Source organism: Nitrincola salilacus, from assembly GCF_046271865.1.
GTDB lineage: Bacteria > Pseudomonadota > Gammaproteobacteria > Pseudomonadales > Balneatricaceae > Nitrincola > Nitrincola salilacus.
Genome location: NZ_CP176580.1, coordinates 552,999 through 573,645 on the forward strand (window position 1 = coordinate 552,999; position 20,647 = coordinate 573,645).

Annotated in this window: 16 protein-coding genes and 5 tRNA genes; 9 read left to right on the forward strand and 12 right to left on the reverse strand. The window is 53.1% G+C overall.

All coding sequences use genetic code 11. The features are described from left to right. Positions 1 to 71: 71 nt before the first annotated feature. The 7 genes from queA (at position 72) to serB (ending at position 9,328) form a co-directional block, all read left to right on the forward strand. Complete coding sequence (gene queA, locus ACK3CJ_RS02565; RefSeq protein WP_409524839.1) at positions 72 to 1,118, forward strand: tRNA preQ1(34) S-adenosylmethionine ribosyltransferase-isomerase QueA; 1,047 nt, start codon at positions 72 to 74, stop codon at positions 1,116 to 1,118. Positions 1,119 to 1,132: 14 nt separating this feature from the next. Next, a complete protein-coding gene (gene tgt / locus ACK3CJ_RS02570; RefSeq protein WP_409526540.1) occupies positions 1,133 to 2,251 on the forward strand; it encodes a tRNA guanosine(34) transglycosylase Tgt in 1,119 nt (372 codons plus the stop codon). Between the two features lie 35 nt (positions 2,252 to 2,286). Further along, complete coding sequence (gene yajC, locus ACK3CJ_RS02575) at positions 2,287 to 2,613, forward strand: preprotein translocase subunit YajC (RefSeq protein WP_151702526.1); 327 nt, start codon at positions 2,287 to 2,289, stop codon at positions 2,611 to 2,613. Positions 2,614 to 2,727: 114 nt separating this feature from the next. Next, complete coding sequence (gene secD / locus ACK3CJ_RS02580) at positions 2,728 to 4,581, forward strand: protein translocase subunit SecD (protein WP_409524840.1); 1,854 nt, start codon at positions 2,728 to 2,730, stop codon at positions 4,579 to 4,581. 9 nt (positions 4,582 to 4,590) lie between these two features. After that, entirely contained in the window at positions 4,591 to 5,514 is a 924-nt protein-coding gene (gene secF, locus ACK3CJ_RS02585; RefSeq protein WP_409524841.1) for a protein translocase subunit SecF, read from the forward strand. A 126-nt stretch (positions 5,515 to 5,640) separates the two neighbouring features. Then, complete coding sequence (gene rnr, locus ACK3CJ_RS02590) at positions 5,641 to 8,025, forward strand: ribonuclease R (protein WP_409524842.1); 2,385 nt, start codon at positions 5,641 to 5,643, stop codon at positions 8,023 to 8,025. A gap of 88 nt (positions 8,026 to 8,113) precedes the next feature. Further along, positions 8,114 to 9,328, forward strand: coding sequence for a phosphoserine phosphatase SerB (gene serB, locus ACK3CJ_RS02595; RefSeq protein WP_409524843.1), 1,215 nt, complete (start codon positions 8,114 to 8,116; stop codon positions 9,326 to 9,328). 42 nt (positions 9,329 to 9,370) lie between these two features. Here serB and ACK3CJ_RS02600 read toward each other — a convergent pair whose 3' ends face one another. From ACK3CJ_RS02600 to ACK3CJ_RS02655, 12 genes are all read right to left on the reverse strand, one after another. Beyond that, the gene (locus ACK3CJ_RS02600) at positions 9,371 to 11,500 is read right to left on the reverse strand and encodes a sensor domain-containing phosphodiesterase (RefSeq protein ID WP_409524844.1); all 2,130 of its coding nucleotides are present in this window, start codon (positions 11,498 to 11,500) and stop codon (positions 9,371 to 9,373) included. 92 nt (positions 11,501 to 11,592) lie between these two features. After that, positions 11,593 to 11,668 (reverse strand) — tRNA-Gln (locus tag ACK3CJ_RS02605). Positions 11,669 to 11,674: 6 nt separating this feature from the next. Then, positions 11,675 to 11,751: transfer RNA gene (locus tag ACK3CJ_RS02610), tRNA-Met, on the reverse strand. A gap of 55 nt (positions 11,752 to 11,806) precedes the next feature. Further along, a tRNA-Gln gene (locus ACK3CJ_RS02615) sits at positions 11,807 to 11,881 on the reverse strand. 23 nt (positions 11,882 to 11,904) lie between these two features. Further along, positions 11,905 to 11,981: transfer RNA gene (locus ACK3CJ_RS02620), tRNA-Met, on the reverse strand. Between the two features lie 86 nt (positions 11,982 to 12,067). Continuing rightward, complete coding sequence (gene ychF, locus ACK3CJ_RS02625) at positions 12,068 to 13,159, reverse strand: redox-regulated ATPase YchF (RefSeq protein ID WP_409524845.1); 1,092 nt, start codon at positions 13,157 to 13,159, stop codon at positions 12,068 to 12,070. 14 nt (positions 13,160 to 13,173) lie between these two features. Continuing rightward, on the reverse strand, positions 13,174 to 13,767 hold the full coding sequence (gene pth / locus ACK3CJ_RS02630) for an aminoacyl-tRNA hydrolase (RefSeq protein ID WP_409524846.1): 594 nt from the start codon (positions 13,765 to 13,767) through the stop codon (positions 13,174 to 13,176). A gap of 27 nt (positions 13,768 to 13,794) precedes the next feature. Then, positions 13,795 to 14,379: a 50S ribosomal protein L25/general stress protein Ctc gene (locus tag ACK3CJ_RS02635; RefSeq protein WP_409524847.1), complete on the reverse strand. Its 585-nt coding sequence runs from the start codon at positions 14,377 to 14,379 to the stop codon at positions 13,795 to 13,797. Between the two features lie 144 nt (positions 14,380 to 14,523). Beyond that, a complete protein-coding gene (locus ACK3CJ_RS02640) occupies positions 14,524 to 15,465 on the reverse strand; it encodes a ribose-phosphate pyrophosphokinase (protein WP_409524848.1) in 942 nt (313 codons plus the stop codon). 67 nt (positions 15,466 to 15,532) lie between these two features. Continuing rightward, positions 15,533 to 15,608 (reverse strand) — tRNA-Gln (locus tag ACK3CJ_RS02645). 118 nt (positions 15,609 to 15,726) lie between these two features. Beyond that, on the reverse strand, positions 15,727 to 16,314 hold the full coding sequence (gene lolB, locus ACK3CJ_RS02650; protein WP_409524849.1) for a lipoprotein insertase outer membrane protein LolB: 588 nt from the start codon (positions 16,312 to 16,314) through the stop codon (positions 15,727 to 15,729). After that, entirely contained in the window at positions 16,314 to 18,029 is a 1,716-nt protein-coding gene (locus ACK3CJ_RS02655) for a tetratricopeptide repeat protein (protein WP_409524850.1), read from the reverse strand. The genes lolB and ACK3CJ_RS02655 overlap by 1 nt, the downstream gene beginning before the upstream one ends. Before the next feature lie 240 nt (positions 18,030 to 18,269). Between ACK3CJ_RS02655 and hemA the strand changes: the two genes are divergently transcribed. Together hemA and prfA are read left to right on the forward strand one after the other, a co-directional pair. Beyond that, on the forward strand, positions 18,270 to 19,544 hold the full coding sequence (hemA, locus tag ACK3CJ_RS02660; protein WP_409524851.1) for a glutamyl-tRNA reductase: 1,275 nt from the start codon (positions 18,270 to 18,272) through the stop codon (positions 19,542 to 19,544). Between the two features lie 12 nt (positions 19,545 to 19,556). Continuing rightward, positions 19,557 to 20,645, forward strand: coding sequence for a peptide chain release factor 1 (prfA, locus tag ACK3CJ_RS02665; RefSeq protein ID WP_409524852.1), 1,089 nt, complete (start codon positions 19,557 to 19,559; stop codon positions 20,643 to 20,645). Positions 20,646 to 20,647 lie beyond the last annotated feature (2 nt).

Here is a 20,647-nt window from a genome sequence, read left to right on the forward strand (position 1 = left end):
CAATCATGACTGAAAATTTCTTTTGTTTGAGCTAAAATAGCGCGCCTTTTTCATTAACTGAGCGTAAGCGGATGCAACTGAGTGATTTTTACTTTGATCTACCCGATGAGCTGATAGCGCGATATCCGCTGGAGCAGCGCAGTGCGAGTCGTTTGCTCTGTGTTGATGGCGCAACGGGGGAGACGGAACATCGCCAGTTCAGTGATCTTCTGACGCTGGCGGAGGCAGGGGATCTGCTGGTGTTCAATGATACCCGAGTGATACCGGCGCGTCTGTTTGGCCAGAAGGCCAGCGGTGGTAAGGTTGAGTTGCTGATCGAACGGGTGGTGGATCACACTCACGCATTGGCGCATATTCGTTCCAGCAGAGCGCCACGCCCGGGCGCCAGATTATTGCTTGAGGGTGGGCTGGAAGCTGAAGTGACGGGGCGCCGGGATAATCTGTTTGAGCTGGCATTTACGCTTGAAGGCCACCTGATCAATGCGCTTGAAGCGCATGGGCATATGCCATTACCACCCTATATGAAACGCGAGGATCAGCTGTCTGATCGTGAGCGTTATCAGACTGTCTATAACCGCAAGCCTGGTGCAGTTGCAGCCCCTACTGCGGGTTTGCACTTTGATCAGGCGCTGCTGCAGGCTTTGGCTGAGAAAGGGGTGCGCAGTGCGTTTGTGACGCTGCATGTCGGTGCCGGAACCTTTCAGCCGGTCAAGGTTGATCGCATCGAGGATCACCTGATGCACCCGGAGTATATCGAAGTCTCGGATGAGGTTTGTGAGGCGGTTCGTGAAACGCGCGCTCAAGGGGGTAGAGTCATTGCGGTCGGTACCACCAGCGTACGTTCGCTTGAAAGCGCCAGTCGCAGTGGTGAGATTGAGCCCTTTTACGGCGACAGCGATATTTTCATCTTCCCAGGCTACCGTTTTCGCTCGGTTGATGCGCTGATCACCAATTTTCACCTGCCGGAGTCAACGTTGCTGATGCTGGTCAGTGCTTTCAGTGGCTATCACGCCATTATGCAGGCATATCAGGAGGCGATTCGAGAGCGTTACCGATTTTTCAGTTATGGCGATGCGATGTTTCTGACACGTCGGGACGCCGAAGAGGATAGTGTGTGAGCAGAGAATGTTTTATGCAGTTCGAGTGTCTGGGGACGGATGGCAAGGCTCGTCGTGGTCGATTGACTTTCCCACGCGGTGAGGTGGAAACACCGGCGTTCATGCCTGTCGGCACCTATGGCACCGTCAAGGGGATGTTGCCGCGTGATATCAAGGATACGGGCGCCCAGATACTGCTGGGCAATACCTTCCATCTGATGCTGCGCCCTGGCACTGAGATCGTGCGTCAGCATGGTGATCTGCATGATTTCATGCAGTGGCATGGGCCGATTCTGACTGATTCCGGCGGATTTCAGGTGTTCAGTCTGGGTAAGATGCGCAAAATCACCGAAGAAGGTGTGACGTTCAGCTCCCCTGTCAATGGTGACAAGGTGTTTCTGAGCCCTGAACGCTCCATGGAAGTTCAGCGTGAGCTGGGATCCGATATCGTCATGATCTTTGATGAGTGCACACCCTATCCTGCAACGGAGGAGGAGGCTGCAAAGTCGATGCGCCTGTCGCTGCGTTGGGCAAAGCGCTCGAAAGATGCGCATGGCAGCAGTCCTTCAGCACTGTTTGGCATCATTCAGGGAGGCATGTATCCAGAGTTGCGTGATGAGTCTCTGGCCGGGCTGACGGAGATAGGCTTTGATGGCTATGCGATCGGAGGGCTATCTGTCGGTGAGCCAAAAGAGGAGATGGATAAGATTCTGGATCATCTGGCGTGGAAAATGCCAGCTGATCGTCCCCGCTACCTGATGGGGGTGGGGCGCCCTGAAGATCTGGTTGAAGGGGTGCGTCGTGGTGTGGATATGTTTGATTGTGTGATGCCGACACGAAATGCGCGCAATGGACATCTTTTTACCTCTACCGGGGTTGTAAAGCTGCGTAATGCCGCCAATAAGACTGATACGCGCCCACTTGATGAGCAGTGCGATTGCTATACCTGCCGCAATTTCAGTCGCGCTTATCTGCACCATCTGGATAAGTGTAACGAAATGCTGGGCGCACAGCTGAATACGATTCACAACCTGCATTACTATCAGACACTGATGTCAGGTTTGCGCAAAGCTATTGAACAGGGTAAATTGTGCGCCTTTGTTGATGAATTCTATCGTCAGCGCGGGATGGAAACACCACCGTTGGCTGAATGATGACCAAGATCATATAATCTCAGGAGATCACCTTAATGAGTTTCTTTATTTCTCCAGCCTTTGCGCAAGAAGCACCAGGTATGGACCCCGGCATGTTCAATATGCTGTTTCTGGTTGGTTTCGCGCTGATTTTCTACTTCTTCCTGTGGCGCCCACAGTCCAAGCGTGCCAAGGCCCATAAGGCGTTGATTGGTGGTCTGAGCAAAGGTGATGAAGTGATCACTGCTGGCGGAATCATAGGTAAGGTGACACGTCTGACTGATGACTACATCGTGCTGGAAGTCAGTGATGGTGTTGAGCTCAAGTTCCAGAAGGCGCATGTTGCAGCTGAGCTGCCCAAGGGCACTATCAAGGATATCTGATAGCTGAACCTTTAGCAGGCGTCACGGTCCAACCGTGGCGCTTTTGTTTTAATGATAGGCTATACCGCTGTCGGCTGAAAACCGCCGTATAGCGTCATCGAGGACGGAGCACAGATGCTCAATCGCTACCCCCTGTGGAAAAATCTTCTTATTCTGCTGGTACTTCTGATCGCCGGGCTTTATGCGGCGCCCAACCTCTATCCTGAAGATTACGCTGTTCAGATTTCAGGAACGCGTGAAATCCACCAGGTGGATGAAGCACTGATAGAGCAGGTAATCGCAAGGCTCGAAGCAGAAGGGATCGGCTACAAGTCGCTGTCGCTTGAAAACAGTGCAGCAGAAATTCGCTTCAATAATGGTGATGAACAGCTGCTGGCCAGGGCAGAAATTGCGAGCCTGCTGGGTAACAATTATGTCGTGGCAATGAATCTGGCGCCTACGACCCCTGAATGGTTGAGTGCCATCGGTGCAGGGCCCATGACGCTGGGTCTTGATCTACGTGGTGGTGTGCACTTCCTGATGGAGGTTGATACGGTTCAGGCGGTATCGCAGCGTATTGAAGTGTATGCCAGTGACATACGAGCGAATCTGCGCGACAACCGTTTGCGTTATCGCACGGTTGAGCTTGATGACAGTGGGCGGCTTCAGGCACGCTTTGGCGACGCAGAAACCCGCGACCAGGCCCAGTCTCGCCTGCGCCGTGATTTTCCTGAATTCATGTTTGAAACTTCAGCAGAAGGTGAGGCTTACTACCTGACTATCAGTCTATCGGATGAGTCGGTCCGTGAAATCGAAGACTATGCCGTTCAACAGAACCTGACCACTCTGCGTAACCGTGTCAATGAGCTGGGTGTGGCTGAACCGCTCGTTCAGCGTCAGGGGCGTAATCGAATTGTAGTACAGCTGCCGGGTGTTCAGGATGCCGCGGCGGCCAAACGAGTGATCGGGCAGACGGCCAATCTGGAGTTCCGTCTCGAGGCGGGGCCTGACGCCAGCCGTGCTGTGACTGAAGTTTACCCTTTCCGTAATGATCCAGGCCGAACGGCAACACTTGAGCGAGATCTCATCATCACAGGTTCCAGTGTCGCTAATGCGAATGCTGCCTTCGATGAGAATGGTCTGCCGCAGGTATCCATCACTTTGGATACACGAGGTGGCCAGATGATGAATCGTGTCACGCGTAATGCAATCCAGCGCCGTATGGCGGTGCTCTTTGTTGAGCATAAAACCCGCACGGTCAGCGAGCGCGTAGATGGTGAGCTGGTTGAGCGTCGCGTGCCTTATGTTGAGAAGCATCTGATCTCGCTGGCCACCATTCAAACAGTATTGGGCAATCAGTTCCGTATCACAGGCCTCGATAGCCCCCGTGAGTCGTCAGAGCTGGCGCTGCTGTTGCGTGCCGGAGCATTGGCTGCACCGGTCTACTTTGTTGAAGAGCGCACAATCGGGCCAAGCCTGGGTGCAGAAAACATCGAGATGGGTACCAAGTCGGTTCAGATCGGCTTCCTGCTGGTGTTGCTGTTCATGCTGTTCTACTACCGTGTATTTGGCTTGTTGGCGAACATCGCGCTGACGTTGAACCTGATGATGCTGGTGGCCGTGATGTCGATGCTGTCAGCGACGCTGACCTTGCCCGGGATTGCGGGTATTGTATTGACGGTGGGTATGGCCGTGGATGCCAACGTGCTGATATTTGAGCGAATCAAGGAGGAGCTGCGTAGCGGAGCTCCAGTTCAATCGGCGATCAATGCCGGCTTCAGTCGCGCTTTCATGACTATTATGGACGCCAACATCACGACATTTATTGCGGCAATTATTCTGTTTGCAATGGGTACTGGGCCAGTGAAAGGTTTTGCCGTCACACTTTCGGTAGGTATTATAACCTCCATGTTTGCCGCACTGGTTGTGACAAGGGCGCTGGTTAATCTGGCCTATGGCGGTCGTAAGCTGCAGAAGCTTTGGATATGAGGCTCAGAGATGATCAAATTTAAACACGAATTCAATTTTATGGGAGCGCGCCGTATTGCGGCGGCTCTTTCAATTATCTTGTTACTGGTCTCTATCGGGTCGTTGGCGATTAATGGACTTAAGTTGGGTCTGGATTTTACTGGCGGCAGTCTGGTTGAGGTCAGTTATGAGCGTCCAGTGGAGTTGGATAGAGTTCGCACGAAGCTGCACGAAGCGGGTTATCAGGATGCAGTAGTTCAGACCTTTGGTGCAGCCAATGACATCATGATTCGCTTGGGCGAGGCGCATGACCCTCAGTTGGGAGAAAAAATCCTCAATGCGCTGCAGCAGGATGAGGCACTATCTATCACCTTGCGTCGTAATGAATTTGTCGGCTCCCAGGTGGGTGAAGAGCTGCGTGAGCAGGGTGGGCTGGGATTGTTGCTGGCGTTGATTATGGTAATGGTCTACCTGGCTTTCCGCTTTCAGTTCAAATTTTCCATAGGGGCGGTGCTGGCGCTGGCGCACGATGTGCTTCTGGTGCTGGGCTTTTTTTCCCTGTTCAGAATCGAATTTGATCTGACGGTTCTGGCGGCAGCGCTCGCAGTTATAGGCTATTCTTTGAATGATACGATTGTTGTATATGATCGTATCCGTGAAAACTTCCGAATAATGAGAGTCGGTGAGCCGATCGATGTATTGAATTCATCCTTGAATCAGACCCTCAGTCGAACGATCGTGACCTCTTTGACGACTATGCTTGTGCTGGTGATTTTAGCCTTTTTCGGCGGTGAAATGATCTACGGCTTTGCAATAGCTTTGTTGGTCGGTGTTTTGGTGGGTACTTACTCGTCTGTTTATGTCGCCGGTAATATCCTGTTGTTGCTGAAAGTATCGAAAGAGGATCTGATTCCGCCTCCGAAAGAGGAAGAGGAGATTGAGCAGATACCTTGAAGTGTTAAAAGCCGGCATCGCCGGCTTTTATGTATATGCCACAAGCGCACATGCGTCGATGTGGTAATGATGTCAGATCCAGAATGATCTGACCGGGCCAGAGATGCCTGAAGTAATGGAATTGATATGAGTAAAAATTGGATAGAAAAAGACCCCGCCCAAGAGCGCGAGGCAGAAAAATACAGCAACCCGGTGCCTAGCCGCGAGTTTATACTCGATTTCCTTGAGAAGTGGGGCGCACCGATTGCGCATCTGGATTTGTGTGAGGAGCTGAAATTAAGCGATCCGGATCAGGTGGAAGCAATGCGGCGCCGTCTGATTGCGATGTGTCGTGATGGACAGCTGATTTCCAACCGTCGTAACGAGTTTGGTTTGATCAGCAAGATGCAACTGATCGCCGGACGGGTGATGGGTCATAGAGATGGTTTTGGCTTTCTTCGCCCCGATGCTGGCGGTGATGATCTATTTCTGAGCCCGCGTAACATGCGTGAGTTGTTTGATGGCGACAAGGTCCTGGCGCAGGAGATTGGCCTTGATCTGAAAGGCCGTCGTGAAGGCAAGGTTGTTGAAGTGCTTGAACGCAATACCCGCAAGGTGGTGGGGCGTTTTGATGGCAACAACGGATTTGGTGTACTGGTACCTGAAAATCAGCGTATGACGAATCAGGTGATGATCATTCCGGATGAAGGCTCTGAGCTGGTTTATGAAGATGGTCAACTGGTCGTTGCTGAGATCATTCAGTATCCAAACAAGCGTCAGCCGGCACGTGCAAAAGTGGTTGAGGTGCTCGGTGAGCATCTCGCGCCGGGTATGGAGATCCAGGTCGCAATCCACAACTATGACATTCCCAGCGAGTGGCCAGAAGAGGTCAGTCAGGAGCTGACCAAGCTCAGCCCTGAAGTCGCTGAGTCGGATAAAGCCAATCGTGTGGATCTTCGCAAGCTGCCCTTCGTTACTATCGATGGCGAGGACGCCAAGGATTTTGACGACGCTGTTTACTGTGAGAAAAAGCGTTTTGGTGGTTGGCGTCTGTGGGTGGCGATTGCTGATGTTTCCTATTATGTACATCCCGGTAGTGCGCTGGATCGCGAAGCAGTCCGACGTGGCAACTCCGTTTATTTCCCGGAGTTTGTTGTTCCCATGCTGCCGGAGTTGCTGTCCAATGGATTGTGCTCGCTGAAACCGAAGGTTGATCGTCTGGCTATGGTGTGCGAGATGAATATCAGCCGTTCAGGGCAGCTTTCTGGTTACAACTTCTTTGAAGCGGTGATCAACTCCCATGCCAGGCTGACTTATAATCAGGTCGCATCGGTGTTGGGGCAGGGTGACACAGAACAGCAGGCACCGCTGCGCGAAAAACTCGCACCTCTGGTTCCGCACATTGAGCAGTTGCATACATTGTACAAAACATTGCGCAGAGCGCGTGATGAGCGTGGCGCCATCGATTTTGATACGGTTGAAACCCGTATGCTGTTTGGTGCCGGTCGCAAAATTGAGCAGATTGTGCCTGTTCACCGTAACGATGCACATAAGTTGATTGAGGAGTGCATGCTGATTGCCAACGTGGCAACAGCTCAGTTTCTGACCAAGTTTAATAAGCCAGCGCTGTATCGCATACATGAGGGGCCTAAGGATCAGAAGCTGCAGAATTTGCGTGCGTTTCTGGGTGAGCTGGGGCTCAACCTGCCTGGTGGGGAAAAGCCAGAGCCGAAGGATTATCTGCGCCTGGCTGAGGCGATTGAGGATCGTCCGGATCAGCATGTGATTCAGACCATGATGCTCAGATCAATGCAGCAGGCTGTTTACAGTCCCGAAAACAAAGGACATTTTGGTCTGGCGTTTGAGGCCTACGCACATTTTACTTCGCCTATCCGTCGCTATCCTGATCTATTGGTGCATCGTAATATTCGTGCTGCGATCCATGGTCGTCGTCGGATCAAGGGCATAGAGCGCCCATCCGGTTTTCAGCCGAACACATCCTTCAGCACCGAATACTCAATGGAGCAGATGGTGCAGCTGGGCGAGCACTGCTCTATGGCCGAGCGCCGTGCCGATGAGGCAACCCGCGATGTTGTGGCCTGGCTCAAGTGCGAATATATGCAGGAGCATATCGGCTCAATTTATGAGGGCGTTGTGGCTGCCGTCACGGGCTTTGGCATGTTTGTTGAACTCAAGGATCTGTATGTGGAAGGCTTGGTGCACATCTCCGCCTTGCCCAGTGATTATTACCATTTTGACCCAGGTAAGCAGCGCTTGGTTGGTGATCGTACCAAGAAGGTCTATAAACTCGGAGACACGGTTCAGGTGCGTGTGGTAAGAGTGGATCTGGATGAGCGCAAGATCGATTTCGATCTTGGCGACACCCCGGGGCAGGCACCGAGCACCAAGCCCAGTAAGCGCAATCTGTTACGTGAGGGAAAACTCAAGGAAGCCAAGGGAGCTCCACGTGGATCCGGGGCGCCGAAAGACAAGAAACGACCTGCAAGAAAGCCTCGCAAGAAAGCCTCGTAGTATGCGTCAGGCATGATCAGGAGCGGTCAGCTCTGCTATAATGGCCGCTCCAATTCACACCTCAGTCAGGCGTTAACCGGGCACTTCCATGAATGAAATAATTCTGATGACACTTTCCGGCAATGATAAACCGGGTGTCACATCGGGTATCACGGATATACTGGCAGACTATCAGATCAATATCCTGGATATCGGTCAGGCAGTTATCCACAACACGCTTTCGCTCGGTATTCTGTTTCAGGTGCCAGCACAGTCTGCATCCTCTCCTTTATTGCGTGACCTGCTGTTCAAGGCACATGCCTTGAATATGCATGTTCGCTTTGAACCTGTGGCGGATGAGGACTATCAGCAATGGGTGCAGGCGCAGGGAAAATCTCGCCACATCATTACGCTGCTGGCCCGGCGTATCAGCGCAGAGCATATTGCACGGGTAACAGAAATTGCAGCCAGTCATGGGCTGAATATCGACAATATCAATCGTCTGTCCGGTCGTATTCCTTTACATGGCGAGCAGCGCTCTACGCGCGCGTGTGTTGAGTTTTCGGTGCGGGGTATTCCGGCTGATGCGGCTGCGCTACGCGAAGAGTTTCTGACCGCTGCATCTGAGCATAATGTCGATATCGCCTTCCAGCGTGATGATATCTATCGCCGCAATCGCCGCGTGGTGGTGTTTGATATGGACTCAACATTGATTGAGGCTGAGGTGATTGATGAGCTGGCCAAGGAGGCCGGTGTTGGCGAGCAGGTATCTGAAATTACGGAATCTGCGATGCGTGGCGAGCTGGATTTCGATCAGAGCTTCCGTCGTCGAGTTGCGCTGTTGAAGGGGTTGGATGCCTCGGTGCTGGAGCAGGTCGCACAACGCCTGAAAATGACAGAGGGCGCAGAGACGTTGGTCTCGCAATTGAAGGCGCTGGGCTACAAAACAGCTATCCTGTCGGGTGGTTTCACCTACTTTGCCAACCATCTGCAGCAGAAACTCGGTTTTGACTATGTCTATGCCAATGAGCTGGATATTCAGGACGGGCGTGTCACCGGCGAGGTGAAAGGCAGTATCGTCAATGGTGAGCGCAAGGCTGAGTTACTGCGAGAGATTGCCGCGCGTGAAGGGGTTTCGCTTGAGCAGACCATTGCGGTGGGTGATGGCGCCAATGATCTGCCGATGCTGTCGATAGCAGGTCTGGGCATCGCATTTCGTGCCAAGCCGTTGGTGCGTCAGAGTGCGAAGCAGTCGATCTCAACCTTGGGTCTGGACGGTATTCTCTATCTGATCGGTTTCAGGGATCGTGACGGGCTGCACTGATTTCTCGATGCCTGTGCCCTCCTTATACAGGGTGCAGGTATGTCAGTCATCAAAGAAGGGGTAGTCCATCTGCGCCCTGGGTGGCTGCAGGTAATAGCCCTGAACCAGGTGCACGCCGAGGCGGAACAATTTGCTCATCAGGCGTGTGCTCTCCACCATCGGTACAATAATCAGCTTGTTCTGTTGCAGTAATGGCTTCAGCATCCACTCCAACTGATCAATGCTGATCAGTTGGCTGTTCAGGTCGGTGATGTAGCTGCCATCCAGCTTGATGTACTGGCTACCCAGTTCGCGCAGCAGACTGTCTGACTCCGATGTACAGCCGAAGTGCTTCAGGCAGGTCTTGCAGTGCAACTGCTTCAAACCTTTACAGAAGGCTCTGGCATATTCGGGAGAAGCGATGGCATCCGATTCGCTGATCTGGAATACCAGGTGGTCGGCCGGCAGTCTGAGCTCTCTGATTTTTTCAGACAGCCAAGGTAATATGTCTTTATTACGTAGTGTCCGGCCAGTCAGGTTGATGAACAGCCGGTTGCGTCGGCCGGCATTGAATTCAAGCCTCAGCAGCTTCAGGCATTCCTCCAGCACCCAGAAATCCATCTTCGCCATCACTTCATCATCACCGAGATCGCTCATGAAGATGTTGGGCGAGATCTCTTCGCCATTGTCAGACAGCAAGCGCAGCAGAATTTCGTAATTGGCTGCCTTTTCTTCGATGTGCAGAGGCACGATCGGCTGGAATAACAGCCTGAAACGGTTGTTGCTGATCGAGTCCATCACGCGCATGACTGCTTTGCTGTCTGTGTTGGTGATGGTGGTCTGCTTTTCAGGCTGATACACGCTGAAGCCGTTACCTGTACGGTTGCCATAATGCAGGCTAGCGGCCGCCAGTTTGGCTCGTGCTATCAGGTCAGAGCCTCTTGGTACGCTGTCATTGATCGGCGCTATGCCGATTGAGCAGGTGGTGTGCAGGGTATAGTTCTGTATTTTGCGATCAATATGGGCGATGGCGCGACATAGATTGTTGGCCAGTTGTGAGGATTTTTTCACATCCGGATCAAAGAAGATAATACCAAAGCTGCTGCTGTCGAGTCTGGCGACGGTGTGTGCAATATTCACATGCTCGCGCAGTACGTCTGCGACATCGCGCACCAGTTGGTCCGCGCCAGCGGGTCCAGCTTCTTCAGCAATGATTTTGTATTGATCCAGGCTGAGAAACAGAAGATTACAGTCGTGTCCGCCATGCAGCGCTTTCTTCACGGTATTTTCAAGCTGTGTCATGAAAGCGGCCTCATTCTTGAGTCCGCTGATAGGGTCCTGATCGCCGAAGGCGTGTGATTGTGTGTGTTTCACATCCTGGCTGAAGCTGAGCAGAAAGCATTCTCGGTCATGAAATATCCCGGGCTCCATGCTGACCACGGCTTTGAAACTGGTGTTGTCAAAGCGAACCGCGTTTAACTCTACCGTATCGGAGCTGTCAGTATCATGCATATAATCATGGAGGCTGTGCCAGAACTGTTCACGTTGCAGTGGCGATATCAGCTTGTCGAGTTGCAGTCCGTTGCAACTGCTGTGGTCGTAGCCGAAGAGTATGGAGAAGCTCTCGTTGGCATAAGTGATACGGCCCTCCTTGCAGAAGCAGATGGCAGTTCTGACTTCATCAATGAAGGATTGCATGCGTAGTTCGGATTTTTCCAGAAGGCTTTGTGTTTGCCTGAGAGAGCGGCGCACCTCCAGTTGCTTCAATTCCTGCTCGATCTGAAGCAAAAACAGGTGGTGTTTCTCGGGTGGGCAGATAAGACGGATGCTTTCTTTCAACAATTCGGTCTGTTGTGCTTCTGTAAGACCGTCGTCGATATGGATTACCGGGAGATCCTTGGCGAGGCCGAGAATGTTACTGTGCGCTGTCTGAAGTTTGAGTTGTGTGGGGGCTTCAGTGCTGTACAGGAGTATATCCCAGGAGCGCTGTGACAGGGTGGTGAGCAGGCTCTCTTCATCGTTAATGACACGGCCAAGCGGAGCCAGGCCGGCTTCTCGCAGCAAGGATAGAATGAACGCCGAGCTCTCTTTTTTCAGTCCGAGAAAAAGTAAGCTGATATTCTTTCTGTGAACTCTTTTTGCCGAACCGGATAGCTTTGCCAGTAGCGCATCGGTCGTGGTGGGCCCGCTCATCTTTTCTACCATGTCCGTGTGATGCCCTATAGTAACTCTGAAGGTGTAGGACTGTCAGTAGCAGAATAGTACGGAATGAGAAAGAAAAGAAGTGGCTGGGGTAGGAGGACTCGAACCTCCGAATGCTGGAATCAGAATCCAGTGCCTTACCAACTTGGCGATACCCCAGTAAAGTGGTGGCAATGGCGGGATTCGAACCTGCGACCCACGCATTATGAATGCGTTGCTCTAACCAACTGAGCTACATTGCCGATATAACCGGTACTGCTTGTTAACCTTGCGTTAACAGTTTTTTACAGCCAGGAGTGGCAGGGGTAGGAGGATTCGAACCTCCGCATGACGGGATCAAAACCCGTTGCCTTACCGCTTGGCGATACCCCTAAGTCCTTGCTTAACGCTTAAAATGGTGGCAATGGCGGGATTCGAACCTGCGACCCACGCATTATGAATGCGTTGCTCTAACCAACTGAGCTACATTGCCGTTGTGCTTTTAAGGCGGCAAATTATTCTCTTTTTGCCGTGTAATGTCAACCGCTTGTGAAAGCGGTTGTTAAAAAAACTGCCAGATCAGACGTTGAAGCGGAAGTGCATCACATCGCCATCCTTGACGATATATTCCTTGCCTTCCAGACGCCATTTGCCGGCTTCCTTGGCTCCCTGTTCACCCTTGTAGTTGATGAAATCATCAAACGAGATCACTTCGGCGCGGATAAAGCCTTTTTCGAAGTCGGTGTGGATCGCTGCGGCCGCCTTTGGGGCTGTTGCGCCCTGAAGCACTGTCCATGCACGTACTTCTTTAACGCCCGCTGTAAAGTAGGTCTGCAGGCCCAACAGGCTGTAACCGGCACGGATCACACGGTCCAGGCCAGGTTCATCCATGCCCATCTCTTGCAGAAATTCGAATTTCTCGTCATCTTCCAGTTCGGCGATTTCTGATTCGAGCTTGTTGCAGATCACAACGACCTCGGCATTCTCGGCTGCGGCCAGTTCGCGTACCTGCTCCAGATGTGGGTTGTCCTCAAAGCCATCTTCGGCCACGTTGGCGATATACATGGTGGGCTTGGTGGTGAGCAGGTGGAAAGACGGAATCAGTTTCAGCTCATCAACATTCATCTTCAATGCGCGAGCGGGCAGGCCTTCGCTTAGAAGCGGCAGCAGCTTTTCCAGCAGGGCTTTGGCTGCGATAGCCTCTTTATCGCCGCCCTTGGCATTTCGGATTGTGCGCTGCAGCTGCTTTTCAACCGACTCCAGGTCGGCCATGGCCAATTCGAGGTTGATGGTTTCGATATCGGAGATGGGGTCAATGCGGTTGGCGACATGGATAACGTTGTCGTCTTCAAAGCAGCGTACGACATGCGCAATGGCATCTGTTTCGCGAATGTTGGCCAGAAACTTGTTGCCCAGGCCTTCGCCGCGCGATGCACCGGCAACCAGGCCGGCAATGTCGACAAACTCCATGGTCGTGGGTACCACACGTTGTGGTTTGACGATCTCTGACAGCTGATCCAGTCGTTTATCTGGCATGGGAACGATGCCGGAGTTAGGCTCAATGGTACAGAAGGGGAAGTTCTCTGCATCAATGCCTGCTTTGGTCAGTGCGTTGAACAAAGTTGACTTGCCGACATTGGGTAAGCCGACGATACCGCATTTAAATCCCATGATCTGGTCCTGTATTAAGCCTTGCCATTGAAGCTGTGCAATCGGTTCATGGCTTTGGCCCAGTCGCCATGAACAGCCAGAGGTAGATGCTGCAGTGCTTCAAGAATGGCATCTTGAGTGAGGTTGCGTTCAGTCTCCGGAGCTTTGCTCAGTACGAAGCCTGAAACCTGGTTGGCATGTCCGGGGTGGCCGATGCCAATGCGTAGTCGATAAAAATTCTTGTCATTGCCCAGTTGAGCGATGATGTCGCGCAGACCGTTATGTCCACCGTGTCCGCCGCCTTTTTTCAGGCGAGCCGAGCCGGGAGGAAGGTCGAGCTCATCGTGAGCAACAAGGATATGTTCGGGTGCGATTTTGTAAAAACCAGCCAATGCTGCGACAGCCTTGCCACTGAGGTTCATGTAGGTAGCAGGAATCAGCAAATGAACAGTCTGACCATCAATGATGGTTTTGCCATAGTGGCCGAAAAAGCGCCGTTCAGGTTTGAGAGGGGTCTGCTGGTGGGCAGCAAGCTGCTCCACCAACAGGGCGCCGGCATTATGACGGGTCTGGGCGTATTCAGGGCCCGGGTTGCCCAGGCCTACAATCAGCTCGATCCTGTCCTTCATGCCGTTGCCATATAGCCTCTTGGCTGATTACTTCTTGGCGCCACGTGGAGCGTAGCAGTAACCGATACCCTGGTCATGATCTTCGCCGCGACGCAGAGCAACAATCTCTACACCCTCTGGCAGAACGATGTCTGACAGGTGGGCAATCTGACCCATTTCGATTCTGGACAGATCAACTTCCAGAATCTCGGGCAGGTTTTGCGGCAAGCAAAGTACTTCAGCCGTTGATGTTTCAGCAGCAAACTTGGCAGCATTTTTGGAGGCTGATGATTTTTCGAAGTTGATGAAGTTCAGAGGGACCTGAATCTTGATCTTTTTCGTGTTATCAATGCGCTGGAAGTCAGCGTGCAGGCAGACAGGCTTGGATGGGTGACGCTGCAGATCCTTGATGATCACTTTCTCTTCCTGGCCATCCAGATTCAGAGTCAGGATTGAGGAGTAGAAGCCATCTTCCAGCAGCAGGCGGTACAGGTCCTTGCCGATGACGGAGACTGCTTTAGGTGTATCAGTACCGTAGATAATACCAGGTACCATGCCCTGATGACGCAGGCGGCGGCTCGCACCTTTCCCCTGATCTTCACGGCTGACAGCGTTAACAACAAAGTTTTTCATTTCAGTTACCTTATAAACTAAAAGCTGCAAAACCCGCGACCAGGTATTTGCAGCATTCGATTGCCCCTGATGGGGGTTGCGCCTTCACGGACTATTCCGATCGGCAAAGTGGCGGTACAGATCCGCCTGCGCCCTGAGGTCCGCTCAGCGGAACATGGCGCTGATGGATTCTTCGTTACAGACGCGGCGGACAGCTTCAGCCAGCATCGGTGCCAGTGTGAGCTGGCGTATCTGTTTACATTTTCTGGCTTCAGCAGATAGTGGGATGGTATCAGTGACGACCATCTCATCCAGCTCTGAGCCTACGATGTTGCTGATGGCGGGGCCAGACAGCACAGCGTGAGTCACATAGGAGACCACGCGGGCTGCACCTTTCTCTTTCAGTGCCAGTGCGGCCTTGCACAGAGTGCCGGCTGTGTCGCACATGTCGTCCACGAGGATGCAGGTGCGGCCACTGACATCACCGATGATGTTCATGACCTGAGCTTCATTGGCTTTTTCACGGCGCTTGTCGATGATCGCAAGATCGCAGTCGAGCTGTTTGGCAACTGCACGCGCACGTACCACGCCACCGACATCCGGTGAGACGACCATCAGATTTTCGTATTGCTGATCCAGGATGTCGTCCAGCAGTACCGGCGAGCCGTAAACGTTGTCAACCGGGATGTCGAAAAAACCCTGAATCTGATCAGCATGCAGATCGACCGTCAGAAGGCGGTCTACGCCTGCGCTGGTCATCATGGTGGCGACGACCTTGGCGCTGATCGGAACACGGCTTGAACGCGGGCGGCGATCCTGGCGGGCATAGCCGAAATAGGGGATAACGGCTGTGATGCGTGCTGCAGATGCACGGCGCATCGCATCGACAAATACGATCAGCTCCATCAGGTTGTCGTTGGTCGGGGAGCAGGTGGACTGGATGATGAAAACATCCTTGCCGCGTACATTCTCCTGGATCTCAACGCTGATTTCGCCATCGCTGAAGCGACTGACATCTGCCTTACCCAGCGGGATATCCAGGCGTTCCACCACCTTTTTTGCCAATTCTGGATTGGAATTTCCGGTGAAGATCATCAAGCTGGACATGCGTTTTACCTTCGCGATCGCTGCAGATTGGGGTGAATGTGATGAAAGGATGTCAGTCATCATAATATGGCTGGGGTAGGAGGACTCGAACCTCCGAATGCTGGAATCAGAATCCAGTGCCTTACCAACTTGGCGATACCCCAATAATTTTTTCATGGCGGCGGACCACCGTTTTAAGGAGGCGCGTATTCTCGGTTGATTCTGAGCAAAAATCAACCCCTGATGAGGAGTAAACGCCAGTTCTTGTTTAAAAAATGGATATCAGAGGTTGGTGAGGGGTTCCCAGTTATGGATTATCAGGGTAATCCCGAGTTCCTCATGAGTCATGCGTAAACGCCCCGGTAATAGCAGGGCATCGTTCACCTGCTGATAACGGTTGGCTCTGACCTCCCATCCAGCCTGCTGGAAGGCGACTTCACCGGTGGCGCCATCCAGTCGAATAAAGGGTAGATCAGGATCAGTCAATCCGCGAATCCAGAACACGGCATGGCTGACTGGCAGGCTCCAGCCCATCAGTCGCTGCATCAGTTGCTCGGGTGTGTCGGCAATGTAGCGATCGTCATCACCGGCCAGACTGATCTCAATGAAGTCGGGGCGACCCTCAAGGCGAGCAACTGTCTGGCCGACCGGTCCGAACAGGGAAATGCGATAGACACGACCCTGTTGCAGCCACTCCATACTGGCTGAGTCATTGCGCTCAGGCTGGCGAATACCGATCCGACCCTGCAGCATCCAACTGTTCATGGACATCGCCTGATTCTGATCGGGAGTTTCGGGTATGAGAGGCTCAGGTCTGAAGGCGCTGCATCCAGCAAGTAACAGTGTGAAAGCAATAAACAGCAGGCGCATTACAGGGGGTCTCCAATATATTCGGCAGCTTCCAGGAGGTGATGATTGTCCGGGTATTCGTTCAGGTTGTTGTTCAGCAGGGCTCTTGCTTCATCATGGCGCTCCAGAGACCAGAGAACCTGAACCATGTGCCCGACGACTTCAGGGTCGGGAAACATATCATAAGCGCGCTCCAGATACAGCAGGGCATCTTCAAGCTCACCCATTTTAAACAACACCCAGCCCATGGAGTCGAGGATGGCGGAGTCATCCGGGCGCTGTGCCAGTGCGGCTGTGATCAGCTCATAGGCCGTATCATATTGATCTGTATGTACGGTCAGGGTGTAGCCCAGCGCATTTTGCAGAGTCGGGTTATTCGGATCCAGTTCATAGGCATGGTAAAGGTCTTGCAGCATCTGCTCCGGGTCAACAGTGTCCAGCAGCATGGCGCGTGCATAGAGAAGTCTGATCTCGTCCGGGTGCTGATTGAGCGTCAACGTCAGGTGTTCAATGGCTTCTTCCGGATAGCCATTGCGTTGTAACCACTCTGCGTATAGCGATGACAGGTCGATCTGGTACTCAGTATGGCGTCTGATCTCTTCCGTCATCAGGTTCTTGATGCGCAGATATCGGTCGGGTGAGTCCAGCAGCATCAGAACCTGTGCTCTGGATTGCAGATAGGATTCGCCAGGGGGGATGCGCAGGTAATGTTGGATGGCTTGCTCAGGATCTTCCTGCAACTCCGCGATCTGTCCCAGGTAATAGTGCACACGGCTATCGGGGCGTGGCGACTGCAGTAGTTCTTCCAGTAGCTCTCGACTGCTGTCGTACTGTTCATTATCCAGTAACAGAAGGGCTAAATAGAGTTGTAGCTGTCGATCGTCGGGGTAGGTTTTGATCAGCTCCGTAATGGCGCTGTCGGCAGATTCCAACTCGCCATTGAGCAGCAGCATCTGTGCATACTGGATCTGCAGACGGCGATCTTCAGGGTGCTCGCTCAGTGCCATGGAAACAAGTACAAATCCCTCCTCAAAGCGCCCTTGAAGTCTATAAATCTCAGATTTGAACAGTACCAGTTGTGGGTCCTGTGGCGACAGCTTCAGGCCCTCGTCCAACAGGCGTATTGCCATGCCGTCATCACCTATCTGGCGGTAGAGCATGCTGCGGGCGATCGTCAGGTCGGCCCGATGAGGTTGGCTTTCACTGATCTGGTCGAGCAGGCCCAGATAGCGCAAGGCCATCTCCGGTGTAAAATTTTCGGACTGACTGCTGATCAGTTGAGCCACATCTGCATCCGGATCGCGGAGAATCCGCTCCAGCAGTGGCAGTGCCTCTTCAAACTGTTGCCCCTGCAGTAACAGGGTTGAGGCTATATAGCTGGGCTCCAGGTTTTCAGGGCTGATTTCGGACCATAGGATGGCCGCATGAATCGTGGCGTCATGATTACGCAGGAATTGAGCAATGCGTGTGGCTCTTTCAGCAATGACCGGGTCTCGACTCAGTCTGGTCTGACGAAGATAGATATCGAGCGATTTTTCGTACTGCCCCAACTGCCCTGCCATTTCGGCACTCAGCAACTCGAACAGCGATTCGCGGTTGAACTCACCCGTCCGATAAATCACCGGATCCATGGGAGTATCCAGAATCTCTGCATCCGCTACAGGCTGTGGAGGAGGCAGACTGGCGCAGCCGGTCAGGAACAGACCCAGCAGTATCCCCGAAAGGCTTTTTTTCATGGTCACGTTAACCTTGTTTCCGCAAGTAATCCCTGAATTCAACTAATAGCAGCACCACTATAGAGTAAGAGGTTCTCACTTGTCGATTGGTCGGTAAGTCGATCATAAAGTTCAATTGATTGATGCTGCGTTGAAAAACCGGAAGAGGATTACACAGGCATGGCTTAATCCAGGCGGGTTAAACGTGTATCATGTGGCCCTTGTAAACGTCTGGTTTATTCTGAGAAGTGTAACTCCCTTATGGCACTGCTTGCTCTGGGTATCAATCATAAAACCGCCCCCGTAGAGGTGCGCGAGCGTGTCGCCTTTGCGCCTGAGCAACTGGCACAGGCGTTGCGAGAGGCGTGCCACGAAGCCGAGCTTCGCGAAGTGTCCATTCTTTCGACCTGCAATCGTACGGAGCTTTACTGCTCCACTGATACGCCCGGAACTCAGCAGTTACTGCAGTGGCTGGGACGATATCATGGTGTTGAGCCCACTCAGTTGCAGAAGTGCAGCTATGTTTACTGGGGCGAAGACGCGGTCAGGCACATGATGCGGGTGGCCTGTGGGTTGGATTCGCTGGTGCTGGGTGAGCCGCAGATTCTCGGGCAGTTGAAGACTGCTTATACTGTTTCTCAGAATGAGGGCGTGGTTGGTGTTGAGCTCGGGCGCCTGTTCCGCCAGACTTTTTCTGTTGCCAAGCAGGTCAGAACGCATACCGCGATCGGGCAGAACCCGGTGTCGGTCGCCTATGCTGCAGTCAGTATGGCGCAGCATATCTTTGCTGATCTGCGCACCAGTCGTGCGCTGCTGATAGGCGCCGGCGAAACGATTGAACTGGTGGCGCGCCACCTGCGGCGGGCTGGTGTACAGACCATGACAGTGGCCAATCGCACGGTCGAGCGGGCTCAGGCGCTGGCTGATCAGTTTGGTGGACGGGCTATTGAGTTGGGCGAGATACCCGCCGTCCTTGCGGATATCGATATCGTGATCTCTTCAACCGCTGCGCCATTGCCGATACTGGGCAAGGGTGCTGTCGAAGCCGCGCTGAAAAAACGCCGCCACAACCCCATGTTCATGGTCGATATTGCTGTACCCAGAGATATCGAGCCACAGGTAGGTGATCTTGATGATGTCTACCTGTATACGGTGGATGATCTGCGTGAGGTGATTGAAGAAAATCAGCGCGGGCGAGAGCAGGCAGCGCGCGAAGCAGAAACGATCATTGAAGCAGGTGCGAGCGAATTCATGCGCCAGTTGCGTGAACTGGACGCGGTGGATACGCTGACAGCGCTTCGTAATCATGCCCATCAGATATGCGAGCTGGAGCTGGAAAAAGCGCAGCGGCAGTTGCAGGCCGGGAAGTCGGCAGAACAAGTGATGGCTGCGTTGGCTCGCGGTTTAACAAATAAACTGCTGCATCAACCGACCGTTCAACTCAGGCAGGCTTCAGCAGAAGGTCAGCGCGAGATGCAGCGTCTGGTTCAGAATCTCTTTCAATTGTCCGACAGCAACGCTGACAGCGACAACTAACAGGCTAGATAGATGAAACCCTCGATTCAAAACAGGCTGGAGAAGCTGGCGGAACGCTTTGAGGAGCTTTCGGCACTGCTCAGCGAAGCTGATGTGATCAGTGATCAGAACCGGTTCCGCAGCTACTCCATGGAGTATTCTGAACTGGAACCGGTCGTCGTGCAGTTTGGTCGCTGGCGTCAGGCGCAGGATGACCTGGCTCAAGCGCAGCAGATGCTGACAGAGAACGATGCCGAAATGCGTGAGATGGCGCAGGAGGAGGTCGCCTCGGCGCAGAGCCTGATCGTTGAGCTGGAAACCGAGCTGCAGATTCTGATGCTGCCAAAGGATCCCAATGATAACCGCAGCGTGTTTCTGGAAGTCAGAGCCGGAACCGGTGGCGATGAAGCGGCGATTTTTGCCGGTGATCTGTTCCGCATGTATGCCAAGTATGCCGAGGCGAAACGCTGGAAGGTTGAGATCATCAGTGCCAGTGAAGGGGAACATGGCGGCTATAAAGAGGTGATCAGTCGGATCGCCGGAGACAATGTCTATGCTCACCTGAAGTTCGAATCCGGCGCTCACCGGGTGCAGCGTGTGCCTGAAACTGAGTCGCAGGGCCGTATTCATACTTCTGCCTGTACGGTTGCGGTTCTGCCCGAACTGGACGAAGCCGCCGCCATCGATATCAACAAGGCGGACTTGCGCATCGATACCTATCGCGCATCCGGTGCCGGTGGGCAGCATATCAATAAAACGGATTCGGCCATTCGTATTACCCATCTTCCGACAGGGCTGGTGGTGGAGTGTCAGGAGGAGCGTTCGCAGCACAAGAACCGTGCCAAGGCGATGGCACTGCTGGCGTCCAGATTGCAGCAGGCTGAAACCGACCGGCAGCAGAGCCAGCAGGCCAGTGCGCGTAAATCACTGGTTGGCAGTGGTGATCGCTCCGAGCGCATTCGCACCTATAATTTCCCACAGGGCAGGGTGACTGATCATCGCATCAATTTGACGCTCTATAAGCTCAACGAGGTGATTGAAGGTGATCTCGATCCTGTGATCAACCCCCTGCGCCACGAGCATCAGACGGAACTGCTGAGTGCTCTTGGTGCTGACGCCTGATA